Origin of the sequence: Marinobacter sp. THAF197a (genome assembly GCF_009363275.1) — a bacterium.
In the GTDB taxonomy this organism is placed as follows: domain Bacteria; phylum Pseudomonadota; class Gammaproteobacteria; order Pseudomonadales; family Oleiphilaceae; genus Marinobacter.
Window position 1 is genome coordinate 3,096,884 of the sequence record NZ_CP045324.1, and the last position, 13,003, is coordinate 3,109,886.

The 13,003-nt window shown below is 57.6% G+C and carries 19 protein-coding genes; 6 read left to right on the top strand and 13 right to left on the bottom strand.

The window, feature by feature from the left end:
• Nucleotides 1-18: 18 nt before the first annotated feature.
• From FIV08_RS14350 to FIV08_RS14365, 4 genes are all read right to left on the bottom strand, one after another.
• Nucleotides 19-363: a PBPRA1643 family SWIM/SEC-C metal-binding motif protein gene (locus tag FIV08_RS14350; RefSeq protein WP_058092218.1), complete on the bottom strand. Its 345-nt coding sequence runs from the start codon at nucleotides 361-363 to the stop codon at nucleotides 19-21.
• A 171-nt stretch (nucleotides 364-534) separates the two neighbouring features.
• Nucleotides 535-1,245, bottom strand: a complete 711-nt coding sequence (locus FIV08_RS14355; RefSeq protein WP_152438817.1) for a DnaJ domain-containing protein — start codon at nucleotides 1,243-1,245, stop codon at nucleotides 535-537.
• 38 nt (nucleotides 1,246-1,283) lie between these two features.
• A complete protein-coding gene (locus tag FIV08_RS14360) occupies nucleotides 1,284-1,979 on the bottom strand; it encodes a VWA domain-containing protein (protein WP_152438818.1) in 696 nt (231 codons plus the stop codon).
• Nucleotides 1,980-2,005: 26 nt separating this feature from the next.
• Nucleotides 2,006-2,392, bottom strand: coding sequence for a DUF2750 domain-containing protein (locus FIV08_RS14365; RefSeq protein ID WP_152438819.1), 387 nt, complete (start codon nucleotides 2,390-2,392; stop codon nucleotides 2,006-2,008).
• A gap of 138 nt (nucleotides 2,393-2,530) precedes the next feature.
• On the opposite strand from FIV08_RS14365, the gene FIV08_RS14370 reads away from it, so the two are divergent.
• Nucleotides 2,531-3,403 carry a hypothetical protein gene (locus FIV08_RS14370; protein ID WP_152438820.1) on the top strand — a complete coding sequence of 291 codons (873 nt, stop codon included), beginning with the start codon at nucleotides 2,531-2,533 and terminating at the stop codon, nucleotides 3,401-3,403.
• Nucleotides 3,404-3,406: 3 nt separating this feature from the next.
• On the opposite strand, the gene FIV08_RS14375 is transcribed toward FIV08_RS14370, so the two are convergent.
• The gene (locus FIV08_RS14375) at nucleotides 3,407-4,045 is read right to left on the bottom strand and encodes an SDR family oxidoreductase (protein WP_152438821.1); all 639 of its coding nucleotides are present in this window, start codon (nucleotides 4,043-4,045) and stop codon (nucleotides 3,407-3,409) included.
• Nucleotides 4,046-4,238: 193 nt separating this feature from the next.
• On the opposite strand from FIV08_RS14375, the gene FIV08_RS14380 reads away from it, so the two are divergent.
• Complete coding sequence (locus tag FIV08_RS14380) at nucleotides 4,239-4,907, top strand: glutathione S-transferase (RefSeq protein ID WP_152438822.1); 669 nt, start codon at nucleotides 4,239-4,241, stop codon at nucleotides 4,905-4,907.
• Nucleotides 4,908-4,960: 53 nt separating this feature from the next.
• Here FIV08_RS14380 and FIV08_RS14385 read toward each other — a convergent pair whose 3' ends face one another.
• A complete protein-coding gene (locus tag FIV08_RS14385; protein WP_152438823.1) occupies nucleotides 4,961-5,416 on the bottom strand; it encodes a GatB/YqeY domain-containing protein in 456 nt (151 codons plus the stop codon).
• A gap of 101 nt (nucleotides 5,417-5,517) precedes the next feature.
• Between FIV08_RS14385 and tenA the strand changes: the two genes are divergently transcribed.
• Entirely contained in the window at nucleotides 5,518-6,186 is a 669-nt protein-coding gene (tenA, locus tag FIV08_RS14390; protein ID WP_152438824.1) for a thiaminase II, read from the top strand.
• An 11-nt stretch (nucleotides 6,187-6,197) separates the two neighbouring features.
• Here the strand turns inward: tenA and FIV08_RS14395 are convergent, their stop codons facing one another.
• The 3 genes from FIV08_RS14395 to FIV08_RS14405 form a co-directional block, all read right to left on the bottom strand.
• Nucleotides 6,198-6,632: a DUF4399 domain-containing protein gene (locus FIV08_RS14395; RefSeq protein WP_152438825.1), complete on the bottom strand. Its 435-nt coding sequence runs from the start codon at nucleotides 6,630-6,632 to the stop codon at nucleotides 6,198-6,200.
• A gap of 65 nt (nucleotides 6,633-6,697) precedes the next feature.
• Nucleotides 6,698-7,309: a class I SAM-dependent methyltransferase gene (locus FIV08_RS14400; protein ID WP_106694867.1), complete on the bottom strand. Its 612-nt coding sequence runs from the start codon at nucleotides 7,307-7,309 to the stop codon at nucleotides 6,698-6,700.
• 64 nt (nucleotides 7,310-7,373) lie between these two features.
• Complete coding sequence (locus FIV08_RS14405; RefSeq protein WP_106694866.1) at nucleotides 7,374-8,015, bottom strand: MBL fold metallo-hydrolase; 642 nt, start codon at nucleotides 8,013-8,015, stop codon at nucleotides 7,374-7,376.
• Nucleotides 8,016-8,158: 143 nt separating this feature from the next.
• Between FIV08_RS14405 and soxR the strand changes: the two genes are divergently transcribed.
• On the top strand, nucleotides 8,159-8,626 hold the full coding sequence (soxR, locus tag FIV08_RS14410) for a redox-sensitive transcriptional activator SoxR (RefSeq protein WP_152438826.1): 468 nt from the start codon (nucleotides 8,159-8,161) through the stop codon (nucleotides 8,624-8,626).
• Between the two features lie 19 nt (nucleotides 8,627-8,645).
• Here soxR and FIV08_RS19745 read toward each other — a convergent pair whose 3' ends face one another.
• Nucleotides 8,646-8,807 carry a hypothetical protein gene (locus FIV08_RS19745; RefSeq protein WP_171040041.1) on the bottom strand — a complete coding sequence of 54 codons (162 nt, stop codon included), beginning with the start codon at nucleotides 8,805-8,807 and terminating at the stop codon, nucleotides 8,646-8,648.
• A 106-nt stretch (nucleotides 8,808-8,913) separates the two neighbouring features.
• Between FIV08_RS19745 and FIV08_RS14415 the strand changes: the two genes are divergently transcribed.
• On the top strand, nucleotides 8,914-9,906 hold the full coding sequence (locus tag FIV08_RS14415; protein ID WP_152438827.1) for an MBL fold metallo-hydrolase: 993 nt from the start codon (nucleotides 8,914-8,916) through the stop codon (nucleotides 9,904-9,906).
• Nucleotides 9,907-9,911: 5 nt separating this feature from the next.
• Here FIV08_RS14415 and FIV08_RS14420 read toward each other — a convergent pair whose 3' ends face one another.
• From FIV08_RS14420 to FIV08_RS14430, 3 genes are all read right to left on the bottom strand, one after another.
• Nucleotides 9,912-10,832, bottom strand: a complete 921-nt coding sequence (locus tag FIV08_RS14420; protein WP_152438828.1) for a bifunctional transcriptional activator/DNA repair enzyme AdaA — start codon at nucleotides 10,830-10,832, stop codon at nucleotides 9,912-9,914.
• A 103-nt stretch (nucleotides 10,833-10,935) separates the two neighbouring features.
• A complete protein-coding gene (locus tag FIV08_RS14425; protein WP_061333683.1) occupies nucleotides 10,936-11,640 on the bottom strand; it encodes a class I SAM-dependent methyltransferase in 705 nt (234 codons plus the stop codon).
• 87 nt (nucleotides 11,641-11,727) lie between these two features.
• A complete protein-coding gene (locus tag FIV08_RS14430) occupies nucleotides 11,728-12,177 on the bottom strand; it encodes a hypothetical protein (protein WP_152438829.1) in 450 nt (149 codons plus the stop codon).
• 80 nt (nucleotides 12,178-12,257) lie between these two features.
• On the opposite strand from FIV08_RS14430, the gene FIV08_RS14435 reads away from it, so the two are divergent.
• Nucleotides 12,258-12,998, top strand: coding sequence for an AraC family transcriptional regulator (locus FIV08_RS14435; RefSeq protein ID WP_152438830.1), 741 nt, complete (start codon nucleotides 12,258-12,260; stop codon nucleotides 12,996-12,998).
• Nucleotides 12,999-13,003: the final 5 nt, after the last annotated feature.

Consider the following 13,003-nt stretch of genomic DNA (forward strand, 5'->3'; position numbering starts at 1 on the left):
TCTTTGCTCGCCGCACCTTCAGCCACAGCACTTTTTGAACTTCAGACCACTACCGCAACTGCACGGGTCGTTACGAGACGGCGTTTTCGTGGTGACGACAGTCGCAACCTTGTTCAGAAGTACCGTCAGCTCGGCGATGGATTCAACCGCTCCCTCCCGGTCGTCTACCGTGATGTTGGCATGCAGCCCGGCCTCGGCCACCTGGGCTTCGATCTCTTGCTTGCGTGCCTCACTGGTTACCACCAGCGTTAGCGGAAATTTCTTGCTGCCGCTTTTCTGACTGGCCTTGGTTTTGAACCCGCCGTAATCGGTGTGGTGCTGGCGAGCATCTTGCCGGCCTTTATAAAAGAACTTGTCTGACATGCTGACATCCTGATGAACGGAAGAGAGCCCGGAAGCCTGGAGAACGCCTGCAGCCGCTGGGCGGAGACGTTTTAGCACGCTTGTGGCGCCGAATATATAGGCAGAAGCGGAAGTCACTCAGTTAAAGCGGCAAATCCAGTGAAGAAGCCCTGCGGACGCTGTGTGAATGCATCAGCCCAAGAGCCGCTCTTTCGCCTCATTGATGCGTGCCGCCAGATAGTTGCTACCTCCACGGTCCGGATGCATTTTCTGCATCATCCGGCGGTGGGCCTGGACAATCTCTTCCTCACTGGCGCCGGGCTCCAGGCCAAGGATATCCAGCGCTTCGGCCTCGGTAAGCGGGCCGCCCGCCCGGGAGGGTTCACCGGATTCACCGCCAGCGGTATCGCCCTGATCATCCGCCCGCCAGGAGTCGCCAAACCGGCGGTCCAGGTAGGTTTCCAGCAATCGGGCAGAGTCTTCATCTTCAGCCCGGCAAAATCGTAACAACTCCAGAAACTCGCTCTCGCTCAGATCCGACAGCGCTCGCCCAGCCATCGGCCCTTTCAGAACCTTGCCGCTCATGAACCCGGAATCGTGGTCCAGACTCATTTCCAGGATATCGCTACTCACCCGGGATTGATTTCCGGTTTTCGCCTGGGCACCGCCGGGCAGGTTGCCGGCCAGCAATGAAGGCAACACCCGGCGCAACAATGGATAAAGGAAGGCCAGTAACGCGAAAAGAAAGTGCAGTCGGCCGGTAACCGCCATCACCAACACCAACCCGATCCCGGCAATCAACGCCAGTTTGATAACCGCCGGTTTGCGTTGACTGGCCGGCTGGCTGCGCAGCCAGACCCACGCAACAACCGTTAAAACAATAACCAACAGCGTTAGTGGCACTCAGATACCCCGGGATTGGTCAGTGGATTCAGCAAGCGCTATCGGATTTGCTGAGTCAGGCGCTTCACTTCCGGAGAGCTACGGCAGGAAAAATCCTCCAGGGCTTTTGCTCCCCCGGAAGCATAGACCGCAACGGCCGCCATAAGATCCTTAAGCACCTGCGGGCTGTTCCGGTCGAAAGGCACGTAGGCGCCACCAGACAACTTGCTGACCTGCTGGAAAACGGCTTTGGCATGAGGGTCGTGCCCTTCATGGAACATGAATACCGGCGTTCGCAACAGGCCCAGCTCGCCTGCGCTGTGGCAAAGCTCATCCACAGACTCCTCGCAACAATCTCCGATAAACACCACGGCTTTGACGGCCTTTGCCCGGGTCTCCTTCACCGCATGGGTCAACACCCGGCCGATCTGGGTACGGCCACCCAGGCAGGACACGCCGTTCATCAAGTTCAGCAGCTGGCCAGTTTCATTCACAAACCCGGTCGCCTTGAACTCACCAAAGCCACGGTAATAACACAGCTGAATGGCCAGGCCACCCAAATCCTTGGTGGCCATAAACAGTTCACTCTGTAAGTGGCAGGCCTGGTCCCAGGTTGCTTCACGGCTGGCGGTGGCATCCAGGGCGAAAATCAGACGGCCCTGGCCACCTCCCTTCGCGGGCAGCGTGCGAACCTGGTGGATAAACTGGTCGATGGCCTGTTTATCGGATTTGGTACGTAGCTCTTTGTCAGTCATCAGCGTCCGCCACCTCCCATGCAAAACTAGAACGAGCTGGACATCACCTCTTGCAGATCACGCTTGAGTTCTTCCGCCGGGGTAATCCACAACTCACCCTCCCCACCGGGGAAGACGCCCACTTCCAGGCCGTCTCGGGTTAAACCCGGCACCCATTTTTTGAAGAAGTCCGGTAGCGACACCGCTTTCGGTGAAAGGTCACCGGAATCCTTGGCGTAATCCGCCGCGAACTCAGTTCCCGGCCAAACCGGTAGATACCCAACACCGTCCTCTTCCGAAACAATTTTCAGAAACTGATTGTCGGCATTGATCAAAATCCAGATTTCGCGCTCCTCGGCGACGGCATCCAGAAAGTAGTCGTACCGTTCCTCGCCATCCATCTCAAGAATCTGGGCCAAGGGGTTATCGCTCATGAGAACTCCATTATAGGGAACCAATCCCGGTTTCACCGCCCGAAGCGGCCATGCGTAAACTGAAGCCTATCAGGAAAGACAACAAGTTGCCTGAACAGGCGCTATGGTTAGTGTACAGCCCGAACGATGGCAGGCCCTATGCTACTCCGCGAATCCAGTGCCCAAACCAGAAATCGCCCCGTAACAGCGCAAGTAGTTGCGACAGCCATACTGTTATTCCCGCTCACGTTGCCCGGCCCGGCCAACGCTACCAGCAGTCTCTACCTGCAGTATCGTCATTACCAGCCATACAGCTGGCCCGTTAACGAGCCCGCCGCCAAAGACGTCAGCCGTTCCCAGCGCGGGCTGGGCTGGCAACACAAGGGCACAACCTCCACCTTGGGCCTCGACTACGATTACCAGCCGCTGCGCATACGCACTGGCACTCCGGCCCATAACGGCCACCTGCACCGGCTGACATTCGGGGGCGAGTGGCAACACAAACTTTATCACCTGGAGACTCAAGTGGGCGTCGCAGGCACCTCCAATATGTTCAAACATCAGGACTTCCACCGCCAGGTACTCAATGGCCGCCTCGCTGTATTCAGAGCCTGGCACGAGGGCTCAGACCTGAGCGTGGGTGTTGGCGGTGATCATCGCTTCGGTTCGTTCCGCTGGCTGCCGCGGTTGAGATGGGCGCAGTCCACTGATAACGGCCACTGGTTGATGGATTTGCCCGTTTTGCTGCAATGGCAAAACGCCGATCATCGCTGGACCATCCGGATGGAGCGCGCGGGCGACCGGTGGGCCACACTCGACAAGTCCCGCGAGGTTGAAAGCGCGCTGTATCTTCGGGAATGGCGGGCGGAACTGAGCTACCGGCTCGACTTTGGCCATGATTCTTGGCCGGCGGTTGTGCTGGGGTTTGGCGCCAGTGTCGATACCCGCGTGCGATACCAGGATCTGGACGCGGGTACCCGGGATATTCGCCTCGGCGATAGTGTCTTCGGCCTAGTTATGCTCAGCTGGTAGGCATTAAAGCTTTGCCAGGGCATCAACCACCGGCGTGTCGCCTGAAACCACATCGAACACCCGGTTGTCGGTGTTATCCGAGTCCAGCACGGCCAGCAGCACCCGGGCCACATCCTGGCGGGGAATCTCTGCGAAAGAGGCCAGTCGTTCACTCACCGCTACCTTGCCGGTGCCGTCTTCGTTGGTCAGTCGCCCAGGCCGCACAATGGTGTAATTCAGGCCGCTGTTCTTCAGGTGTTCATCGGCATTTCGCTTGGCCCGAAGATAGTGCTGGAGTTTCTCCGGCCCCTTCTCGGGCTCTTCGGCACGCATACTGCTCACCATGATAAAACGCTTTATCCCCATGGCCTTGGCCGTATCCACCAGGCGGATAGCACCGTCCTGATCCACATCGATGGTTTTATCCGGGCCGGTGTGGGGGCCAGAACCCGCCGTGAAGATGACTGCATCGCAGCCGCGCATGGCCTCGCTGCAGTCGTGCTCCAGATCCCCCAATACGGTTTCGGTGGCACCCAGCTTCTGCAGTTCCGGCCCCTGATCGGGATGCCGAACCAACGCACGGGCCTCGTGATCGCTGTTTGCCATCTCCTGCAACAGGTGTTGCCCGATTTGCCCGTTGGCTCCGGCTATAAACACATGCATGTAGACCTCCTGTTTCGCTGTTCAGCGTATGTATCCTTTATAGCTGAGTGCACACCCAACGCAATTCAAGGCAGTAAAACGCTTTTGCTTTGAAGCATCATTAAAAATGAATAACACCAGAAGTGAACCAAAAAGCCACTTACACACTATTCTACTACCCGAATATTCTTTTTAACGGGAACGGAGCTTCCGCATGATTACAGTCCACCACCTCAACAATTCCCGCTCACAACGGGTTCTCTGGATGCTCGAAGAACTGGGCGTGCCTTACGAAATCCAGCGTTACGAGCGCGATGCTGAAACCATGCTGGCCCCCGCCAGCCTGAAGAAGGTGCACCCGCTGGGAAAATCGCCGGTGATTACCGACGGTGATCTGGTGGTGGCAGAATCCGGCGCCATCATTGAATACCTGGCCCACACCTACGGCAAAGACACCATGCTGCCCGAAAACGGCGGCCAGCAATGGTTGGACTACACCTACTGGATGCATTACGCCGAGGGTTCACTGATGCCGCCGCTGGTCATGCGCCTGGTGTTTGAAAAAGTGAAAACCAGTCCGATGCCATTTTTCATCCGGCCGGTGGCGAAAGGCATCGCCGACAAGACAAACCAGATATTCATCGGCCCTATGATCAAAACCCATCTGGACTTTGTGGAAGCGCACCTGGCGAAGAACACCTGGTTCCTGGGGGACGAACTGAGCGCAGCCGATATCCAGATGAGCTTCCCGCTGGAAGCCTCAGTGGCACGCGGTATTGTGGGTGCAAGCCGCCCCCACATCTCTGCCTGGGTGGCGCGAGTACATGCCCGGCCGGCTTACCAGCGGGCCCTTGAGAAAGGCGGCGAGTACGACTTCGCCTGAGGATAGCAGCGAGGGCCCGTGGCCCTCGCCTTCAAAACAAAAGGGGGCGGTGCTCAGCCCGCCAGTGCGGCCCGCACCTTCTTGCTCAACTGCCCCATATCCACCCGGCCCGTCACTTTCGGGCGCAGCTCGTTCATCACATTCCCCATATCCTGCATACCTTGGGCACCGGTTGAGCTGATCGCCTCAGCAATCAAGCCGTCCAGTTCTTCCTCGGATAACGCCGCCGGCATGAACTCCTCAATAATCGCCATTTCCGCCCGTTCCTTGTCCGCCAGCTCACCCCGGCCGGCGTCATCGTATTGGCTGGCGGCATCCCGGCGCTGTTTTAGCATCTTGTCCAACACCTTCAGCACATCGTCGTCACTCAGCTCGCGGCGCTCATCAATTTCAATCTGCTTGATGGCAGACTGGGCCATACGCAGAGTAACCAGCCGGTCCTTGTCTTTGCTGCGCATTGCGTCTTTCACCGCATTGCCGAGCTGTTCCTTGAGAGATGCTTGTGCCATGGTTGGGCTCCTGTTTGAAGGAAAAAGAGTGTGGGCATAATATCAAAGAACCAGCCCTGGGCCCTCAAAACCAACTCGACAACCACCGCCATGGAGTTTCAATGCCCTATCAGTTCGAAGACCTCAAAAACGCCTTCCCCAACGAGTGGCGGGATTACATCGAACACAGTTTTGTGCAGCAGCTGGGTAACGGCTCGCTGGCCCCGGATGCTTTCCAGCATTACCTGAAACAGGACTACCTGTTCCTGATCCAGTTTGCCCGGGCCTATGCCCTGGCGGCTTACAAAAGCCCAACCCTGGCTGACCTGTTGCAAGCCAAAGACGGGCTGATGGCCATTCTGGATACCGAGCTGGGGTTACACATCAGCTATTGCAAAAAGTGGGGAATCTCAGAGCAGGAACTTAACAACCTGCCCGAAGCCCGCGCCACCCTCGCCTACACCCGCTACGTGCTGGATACAGGCAATCGCGGCGACCTGCTGGACCTGCACGTGGCCCTATCGCCCTGCATGGTCGGCTACGGCGAGATCGCCAACTGGCTGAACCAGCGCGCAGAAACCCTGCGGGGCGAGGGCAACCCCTACGATGCCTGGATCGCCATGTACGAAAGTGACGAATTCCAAGGCGCCATGCAGGCGGAAATCCGCTGGCTGGATGAACGGCTGGCGGACGTAACCCCGAGCCGATTTGAACAGCTATCCCACATCTTCCGGGATGCCACCCGGCTGGAAATCGACTTCTGGGATATGGGCCTGCATCTGCGCGACTAGGTTTGCGCCCACTACTCCACCGTGATGGTGATTTTCTCAGACATCACCGGCGGCTCATGGGGAATATGCAGGTGATCACCCACCAAAAGCTGGAGCGTGTATTCGCCCGGCTCTAACTCCAGAGTGGTCTGGGTTTGGCCTCCCCCAAAATGAATATGCCGTTCATCCGCAGGGATCGGTTTGTCCATCGGGGGCAGGTCATCCACATTAACCAGCAGATGGTGGTGCCCGGTTTTCTCGCGCTCCACGCCCGCGGGCGCAACGCCCAGGCCCTCCAGGCCAAACCTTACCGTCACCGGAGAGCTCACTGTTTGCCCGTCGAGCGGTGTCACAAAATACACCGCCGCCCCCTCAGGCGCAGGCGTTGCTCCATGGGCACCGGCGACCATCGAAGCGGCAAGGATCAAACCAAACGTGACACGCTGTGTCCTGATCATGGTGTTCATAACCTATTCCTTCAGTGAGTGAACCACTCCCTAATAGTAGGTTAACTTTCCCGGTTATGAAAAACTCAACCACCCTCACCTTTAATCCAGCTGTATACCCGCATGGGCGGAATGTTCAGCAGTTCCAGCGTACAGCTGGTATGAGCCCCCATGACCGGATCGGTAAACCGGGCGACATCTCTCCGGAATTGGTAGGCGATAAACCGCCCGCCCTCTACCAGGTTGTCATTCACCGCCTGTACGACACGATGAGCCACAGCTGCCGGCATCTTTGAGAAGGGAATCCCAGAGATGATCACATCTGGCTGTTGCATATCGTAAACAGCCAGAATCTCGGTGAGATCCTCGGCGCTGCCCAGGTGGTTGCAAAAGCGGGGGTCAACAATGTCGCCAAGCAACTCATGGAAGAAAGGGCTCAGCTCGATTGAGAGAAGCCGTGCGTCTTGCCCCAGGTGACGAAGAAACGCGCGCGTGGTGCCGCCCGTACCGGGGCCCAGCTCTACGACCTGTCGGGCGACAGATAGACCAGACGCCTCAACGATTCGCTGCTCCAGAAATCTTGAACTGGGGATAACAGAGCCCACCTGGCCCGGTTCCCGCAGGAATCCGCGAAAGAAGGCCGCCGGATTCGTCCTCCGGCTCGAATCGGCCTTCGGCTCGCCACTTCCTCCATCCATTTCGCTCGCCCCACTAACGACCTCAACTGTTCATCGAGTATAGCAGTGCGACCCTTAACCCGACTTACCCAGCCGTAAGCAAAGGCTGCAGTGCGCTATCCACGTGGCGTGCCCAATCGTTTGGCGACATTTCCTGGTAACCGTCCTTGTCGGCAAATGCACTGGAAATGACCACATCTGGCTGCAACTCACGCAACATCCGTAAGCTGGCCACCAGAGTGTCACAGTCACTCCAACCCTTTATGAAGCCATTGCTCCATTGCTCTTTTCGGTTTCGATAAACCGTGTCGCCCGTGAAAAGGTAGGTCTTACCAGTCGCCGATCTCACCTGAAAACAAGTACTGCCAGGTGTGTGGCCAGGGGTTGGAATCACCTCGATGTTGCCAGCCAGAGTCTGTCTTCCAGTGAACAGAACATCCGGCTCCAGGATCTCCGCGAAGGATTCCCGCTCAAGTGCATGCCCGCCCAGCTTGGCTCCGTAGCGTTCACGCACCCGCAAGAGCGACTTACCCAATTCATCCTGATGACTCAACAATTGCCAATCAACGCCACCTAGGGTGGCCATGGCATCAATTTCATACTCGTGACCGGTGTTATAGAAGAGCACATTGCCCTCTTCTCTCGTCAGCAGATAGGCGTGGGTGGTAAGTCCGGGGAATGGATTCTCGACGTCAGTTTGCCAAAGGTCTGGAAAAATCTGTTTCATGACATCCTCCTGAATAGTCACTGATTGAACAGTTAGTCACTGCACCGCCAGCCTAATACCTAAAGTTAAGTTGAGGTCAACGAACAGAATCATGGAAAATGGCTATCGGGAGAATAGCCAGACCAAGCCCCTCGGAGGCAATCATGAAGACAGAAAATAACCAGGAGCTGCGAGCCACGCTCAGTGTTGGGGAAGTTGCCAGACGCAGCGGCGTGGCAGTATCGGCCGTCCACTTTTATGAACAAAAGGGGCTGATCAAGAGCTGGCGCAACGCGGGCAACCAGCGGCGCTTCCAGAGAGATGTGTTACGGCGAATCGCCGTGATCAAGGTGGCGCAGCGGCTTGGGATTCCATTGGCCGAGATCGGCGATGCCCTGGCCGCACTGCCAACGGATCGCACTGTTACCGCTGACGACTGGAAACACCTTTCAGAGCTCTGGCGGGCAGACCTGGACCGCCGCATAGACATGCTCACCGGACTGAGGGACCAACTCAGCGACTGCATTGGCTGCGGCTGCCTGTCTATCGACGCCTGCCGGCTAAGGAACCCCTGGGATGAATTGGGCGAGCGAGGCCCCGGGGCTCGGCTCTTGGAGCCGGATGCCGAGTAACCGGGTTACCCCGAGATCATCAATTGCTTTTCAGGTTGATCTGCTTTGTGCCGGTGGAAGTCAGTTGCCCACTTTTACCTTTGCCCACCTGCTCAACACGACCGCCGGACTTTAAAAAGGCTGCAGTCTGCGCTTCAATTTCGGCAGATGTTAAGGTAGCTTTAACAGCTTTCTTACTCATATTGTTTTCCATATCAGGTCTTGGCTTAAGTGCCAGAATCAGCGCTCCCAGTCTATCTGAAACAAAAATATAATGCTGAACTGATTCCAACCGGCGAGCCTAACCCATGACCATCAACCGTGAACGCCTTGCTGCCCTTGCCGCAGAACCCCATTGCCATGGGGGAAGGTATCGAAACCTGGAGCCGGTGCCCCGCCACGGCCTGGGGGATTTCCTGCGCTGGCAATTGGCGCCAGGCCGCCGCTTCCCGCAGGGTAAACGCTTCACGCTGCTACGCCCGGATGGCCATTTGCTGGCAAAGCCACCCCAAAAGCCACAACTGGTCTGGCTGGGGCACTCGTCTTTCCTGTTCCAGCATCGGGGCCTGAACGTGCTGACCGACCCGGTATTGTCAGACCGTGCCAGCCCTTTCCAGTTGATCGGGCCAAAGCGGCACACACCGCCGGCCCTGACCGTAGCAGACATGCCACCAATCCACCTGGTATTGATTTCACACAATCACTACGACCATCTGGACGAAGCAACCGTGCGCCAGTTGCACCGGCGCTTCGGGACACACCTGCGCTTTTGTATTCCCATGGGCTTGCGCCCCTGGTTTGAAAAACGCGGCATCCATAACCTGGTAGAACTGGGCTGGTGGCGGTCTGACCGTATAGCCGACGATCAGGAGGTGTTCTGCCTGCCAGCCCAGCACTTCAGCGGCCGCACCGCAACGGACACCAACACCACGCTCTGGTGTAGCTGGCTTCTGGAAATCGACGATTTCCGTCTCTATTTCGCCGGGGACACCGGCTACGGCGGAATATTCAGGCATATCGGCGAGCTGTTCTCACCCATTGATCTGGCGCTGCTACCGATCGGCGCTTACGACCCGCGCTGGTTCATGGCCCCGGTGCACGTGGCACCGGAAGAGGCGGTCAGGATTCATCAGGACATTGGCGCCCGCCAATCCGTCGCCATGCATTGGGGCACCTTCGTACTCACTGATGAGCCCATGGATGAGCCACCACGGCGACTGCGGCTGGCGCTGGAGAGACAAGGGTTGAGCGAATCGGAGTTTCGGGTAATGCAACATGGAGAAGTCTGGTCGCCAACGTAGCCTCCCTAAGAACCGTCGTCAGCTCTCTGCTGTTTCTGCTCTGCGTCAAGCAACGCTCGCTTTCTCTCCAAGCCCCAACGATACCCACCAAGCCCGCCATCACCCCGCAACACCCTGTGACAGGGAATCAGTACGCCTATCCGGTTTTTGCCGCAGGCAGAGGCCACGGCCCGCACCGCTTTGGGCTTGTCGATCTTCGCGGCCAATTCGCTATAGCTAAGTACATCGCCTTCCTGGATGCTCAACAGGAATTGCCACACCTTCATCTGAAAAGCCGTCCCTCGCATATCCAGCGGCAGATCCGGCCTCGGGGCGCCTTGGCTGATGTGTTGATCCAAAGCCTCCACCCAGGCATCAAGCTCCGGGGCATTCCGGGCCGGTGACGCCCTCACTTCGGCCTTGGGGAATTCTGCTTTCAAACCACTCACCAACGAGGACTCACTGTCACCAAACTGGACAAAACAGACGCCCCTCGCCGTTGCAGCCATCGTCATCAAGCCCAGAGAGGTGGGTCGGCAAGCGTAAACGATGACCTCACCCTCACCCCCAGCCCGATAGGCCCTGGGCGGCATTCCAATATTTCGATGCGCTTCCCCATAAACCCGGCTGACGGACCCAAACCCAGAGGCAAAGATCGCATCCGTGACCTTATCGCCATCTTTCAGGGATTGCTTGAACCGGCGCATCCGCACCGCGTCCTGATAGGCTTTGGGAGAAACGCCAAACGCTTCCTTGAATTGCCTTTGTAACCGCGAGGGAGAAAGCCCAACAATAGCCGCCAAGCCTGCCAGCGTCAGAGGCTCGTCTGCGTGCGTTTCAATATAATGTGCGATTCTTACCAGTCGGGTCATTCGTGAATCCCCCTCCTGGCGGTCGTCCCCGGATTCCAGGACAGCCCGCATCTCCTGCTCCACTGGCAACGGCATGTCATTCCCCTATATTCGCCAAGCACGGGGTTATTACAACGGACATTGCCAGGCGTTTCCATCCGATTCTTGCCCTGTTACTCCTTGCCAAGCCAGCCGACGTTTACTGGCCAGTCCTCTCGCATCGGGAAACAACAAAAATCAGGCTCTTGGGATCGGCATTTCCTGCAGTTGGTGCCAGCATCCGGGAAACGCCTAAACCCGCCTCACTGAATAACCGGCTCCAGTCGTCCAGTGTCCGAACATAAAGAGGAGACGGTTCACCGAAATCGCCGGGCAAGTCGGCCCAGGTGCCTTCCCGCCAACCGCTCTTGGCCACCTCGTTTCCGCTGAACATCATCGGGTGCAGTGTCTGGATAATCAACACGCCGCCTGGGGTCAGCATTTGAGGGACAGACATAACGCATCGGCGCACAGTTTCGTCGCCAAACAGTGAAAAGTTACAGACGACCAAGTCAAATATTCCAAGCCCCAACTTAGCGAGATCAGACTGATCTCCAACCACATAATGCCCCTTGCGATGCTCTTGGGCGTATTCGATCAGCTCGCGGGATGCATCCACGCCGACGGCACGAAAACCGGACCCGGTCAGTAAATCCACTAACCAGCCCTCTCCGCATCCCACATCCAGGACCCGAGAGTTCGGCTGAACATGGTCATTGATTGCGGCAAGCAAAGCGTCACGCGACGCCACGCCCGGCGCACGGATTCCGTGATCCCGAACGGCATCAATCCAGGCCCTCCCGTTCTCATCCCATGCCTGGACAATCAACTTTTCATAGAGATCTGGGGTCTTTTTGAGGGACATCAGGGGCTCCGCAGCGCTTCAAATGCCCCATTGTAACCTGCAGCAACGGCCAGCGGTGCTGCAGTGACGAATGGCAAACAAGCCTCTCTAGCCCTGCCAGATGCCAAGCATCGCTCCTAGTCCCAAAACCAGGCTACCACCCACTTCCCCGAGTATCAGCAGCATCATGAACACCCCAGTCATCCAGGGCGGTAGAAGTCGCTTTCCCAAGCGATGAGGGCGGCGCAGTTGGTTGTCGGTATCCTGAAGCAGGCCATGGAGGATATAGGTGCCGATGGCAAAGGCGAAAAACGCTAAGGCCGAGACAGCCGCCACAACGTTAACCCAGTCCGCAAAAACACTGCGGGCGCTGAACGCAGCCAACAGCAGTGCCGCAAAGCTGTAGAGTAGTGAACTGCGGTGAGCGATGTCGACATAGGTCGGCGACGAAGCGTCCTCGCTTCGGGCCATGTGCCGGTATTTCCAGATGCCAGTGAGAAGCCCCGTCATGAAGAACAGGAACGCCGCTGAAAGACAGATCTTTTCGGCCAGAGACATACATTTACTCCTTGGTTATAGTTGTGAGGCTGAAGTATGCCGGACAAGCTCCGGTACAACTTGTACGTTTGGGCTATTCGATGACACAGGAAAAACGCATCTGGCTGGCGCGTGACCGGGCTCTGTTCCTGGGTGAGCTCCCTCCGGCAAGAATGCACGCACATGCCGCGCCGGTGCTCTTGATTGGCCTGAGTGGCCCCATCACGCTGCATTTCCCGGATGGTCGCCGTGAGACCTGCCACAGCGCCCTGGTGAATGCCGATGTGAAGCACGGGCTGGATAGCGGAGGTGAGTACATAGCCTCCCTCTACCTGGAACCGGATGCGCTGGAGACCCGACTCCTGAAAGCAGGGTGGCTGAGTGATCGCCCGCTGGTGTTCGACCCAATCCCCTCTCCCGCGCGGCCGAGAAGTCTGGAGCGAAGGCTGCAATCCTTTGACATGTCCCAACTCCTCCCCGCGTCGGCGCTTGGGCACCGAGCCGAGCTGGACAACCGCATTGCCCGAAGCCTTGACTACTTGCGGGAAGCGGGAGACCAACCCTTCAACCGCGCCAATCTGGCCAAACAGGTGCACTTATCGGAATCGCGATTCAACCATCTTTTCCGGGAGGAAGTGGGCATCAGTTTCCGGCGTTACCGAAGCTGGTCGCGCCTGCGTTCCGTGTTCTATCACGTAGCGAAGAACCAGTCGCTCACCGAGGCAGCCCTTAGCGCTGGCCTGCACGACTCTGCACACCTCAGCCGGATGTTTCAGGATATGATTGGCATCGCGCCGTCACGGGTGCTTCAGGGCCTGCAAGGGTTGCAGGTTCTGCGTTAACGCCT

What these genes read in the sequence shown, in the direction of transcription:
- FIV08_RS14350 (WP_058092218.1), bottom strand. Translation starts at nt 363, where the DNA reads ATGTCAGACAAGTTCTTTTATAAAGGCCGGCAAGATGCTCGCCAGCAC.
- FIV08_RS14360 (WP_152438818.1), bottom strand. Translation starts at nt 1,979, where the DNA reads ATGACTGACAAAGAGCTACGTACCAAATCCGATAAACAGGCCATCGAC.
- FIV08_RS14365 (WP_152438819.1), bottom strand. Translation starts at nt 2,392, where the DNA reads ATGAGCGATAACCCCTTGGCCCAGATTCTTGAGATGGATGGCGAGGAA.
- FIV08_RS14370 (WP_152438820.1), top strand. Translation starts at nt 2,531, where the DNA reads ATGCTACTCCGCGAATCCAGTGCCCAAACCAGAAATCGCCCCGTAACA.
- FIV08_RS14375 (WP_152438821.1), bottom strand. Translation starts at nt 4,045, where the DNA reads ATGCATGTGTTTATAGCCGGAGCCAACGGGCAAATCGGGCAACACCTG.
- FIV08_RS14380 (WP_152438822.1), top strand. Translation starts at nt 4,239, where the DNA reads ATGATTACAGTCCACCACCTCAACAATTCCCGCTCACAACGGGTTCTC.
- FIV08_RS14385 (WP_152438823.1), bottom strand. Translation starts at nt 5,416, where the DNA reads ATGGCACAAGCATCTCTCAAGGAACAGCTCGGCAATGCGGTGAAAGAC.
- tenA (WP_152438824.1), top strand. Translation starts at nt 5,518, where the DNA reads ATGCCCTATCAGTTCGAAGACCTCAAAAACGCCTTCCCCAACGAGTGG.
- FIV08_RS14395 (WP_152438825.1), bottom strand. Translation starts at nt 6,632, where the DNA reads ATGAACACCATGATCAGGACACAGCGTGTCACGTTTGGTTTGATCCTT.
- FIV08_RS14400 (WP_106694867.1), bottom strand. Translation starts at nt 7,309, where the DNA reads ATGGATGGAGGAAGTGGCGAGCCGAAGGCCGATTCGAGCCGGAGGACG.
- FIV08_RS14405 (WP_106694866.1), bottom strand. Translation starts at nt 8,015, where the DNA reads ATGAAACAGATTTTTCCAGACCTTTGGCAAACTGACGTCGAGAATCCA.
- soxR (WP_152438826.1), top strand. Translation starts at nt 8,159, where the DNA reads ATGAAGACAGAAAATAACCAGGAGCTGCGAGCCACGCTCAGTGTTGGG.
- FIV08_RS19745 (WP_171040041.1), bottom strand. Translation starts at nt 8,807, where the DNA reads ATGAGTAAGAAAGCTGTTAAAGCTACCTTAACATCTGCCGAAATTGAA.
- FIV08_RS14415 (WP_152438827.1), top strand. Translation starts at nt 8,914, where the DNA reads ATGACCATCAACCGTGAACGCCTTGCTGCCCTTGCCGCAGAACCCCAT.
- FIV08_RS14420 (WP_152438828.1), bottom strand. Translation starts at nt 10,832, where the DNA reads ATGCCGTTGCCAGTGGAGCAGGAGATGCGGGCTGTCCTGGAATCCGGG.
- FIV08_RS14425 (WP_061333683.1), bottom strand. Translation starts at nt 11,640, where the DNA reads ATGTCCCTCAAAAAGACCCCAGATCTCTATGAAAAGTTGATTGTCCAG.
- FIV08_RS14430 (WP_152438829.1), bottom strand. Translation starts at nt 12,177, where the DNA reads ATGTCTCTGGCCGAAAAGATCTGTCTTTCAGCGGCGTTCCTGTTCTTC.
- FIV08_RS14435 (WP_152438830.1), top strand. Translation starts at nt 12,258, where the DNA reads ATGACACAGGAAAAACGCATCTGGCTGGCGCGTGACCGGGCTCTGTTC.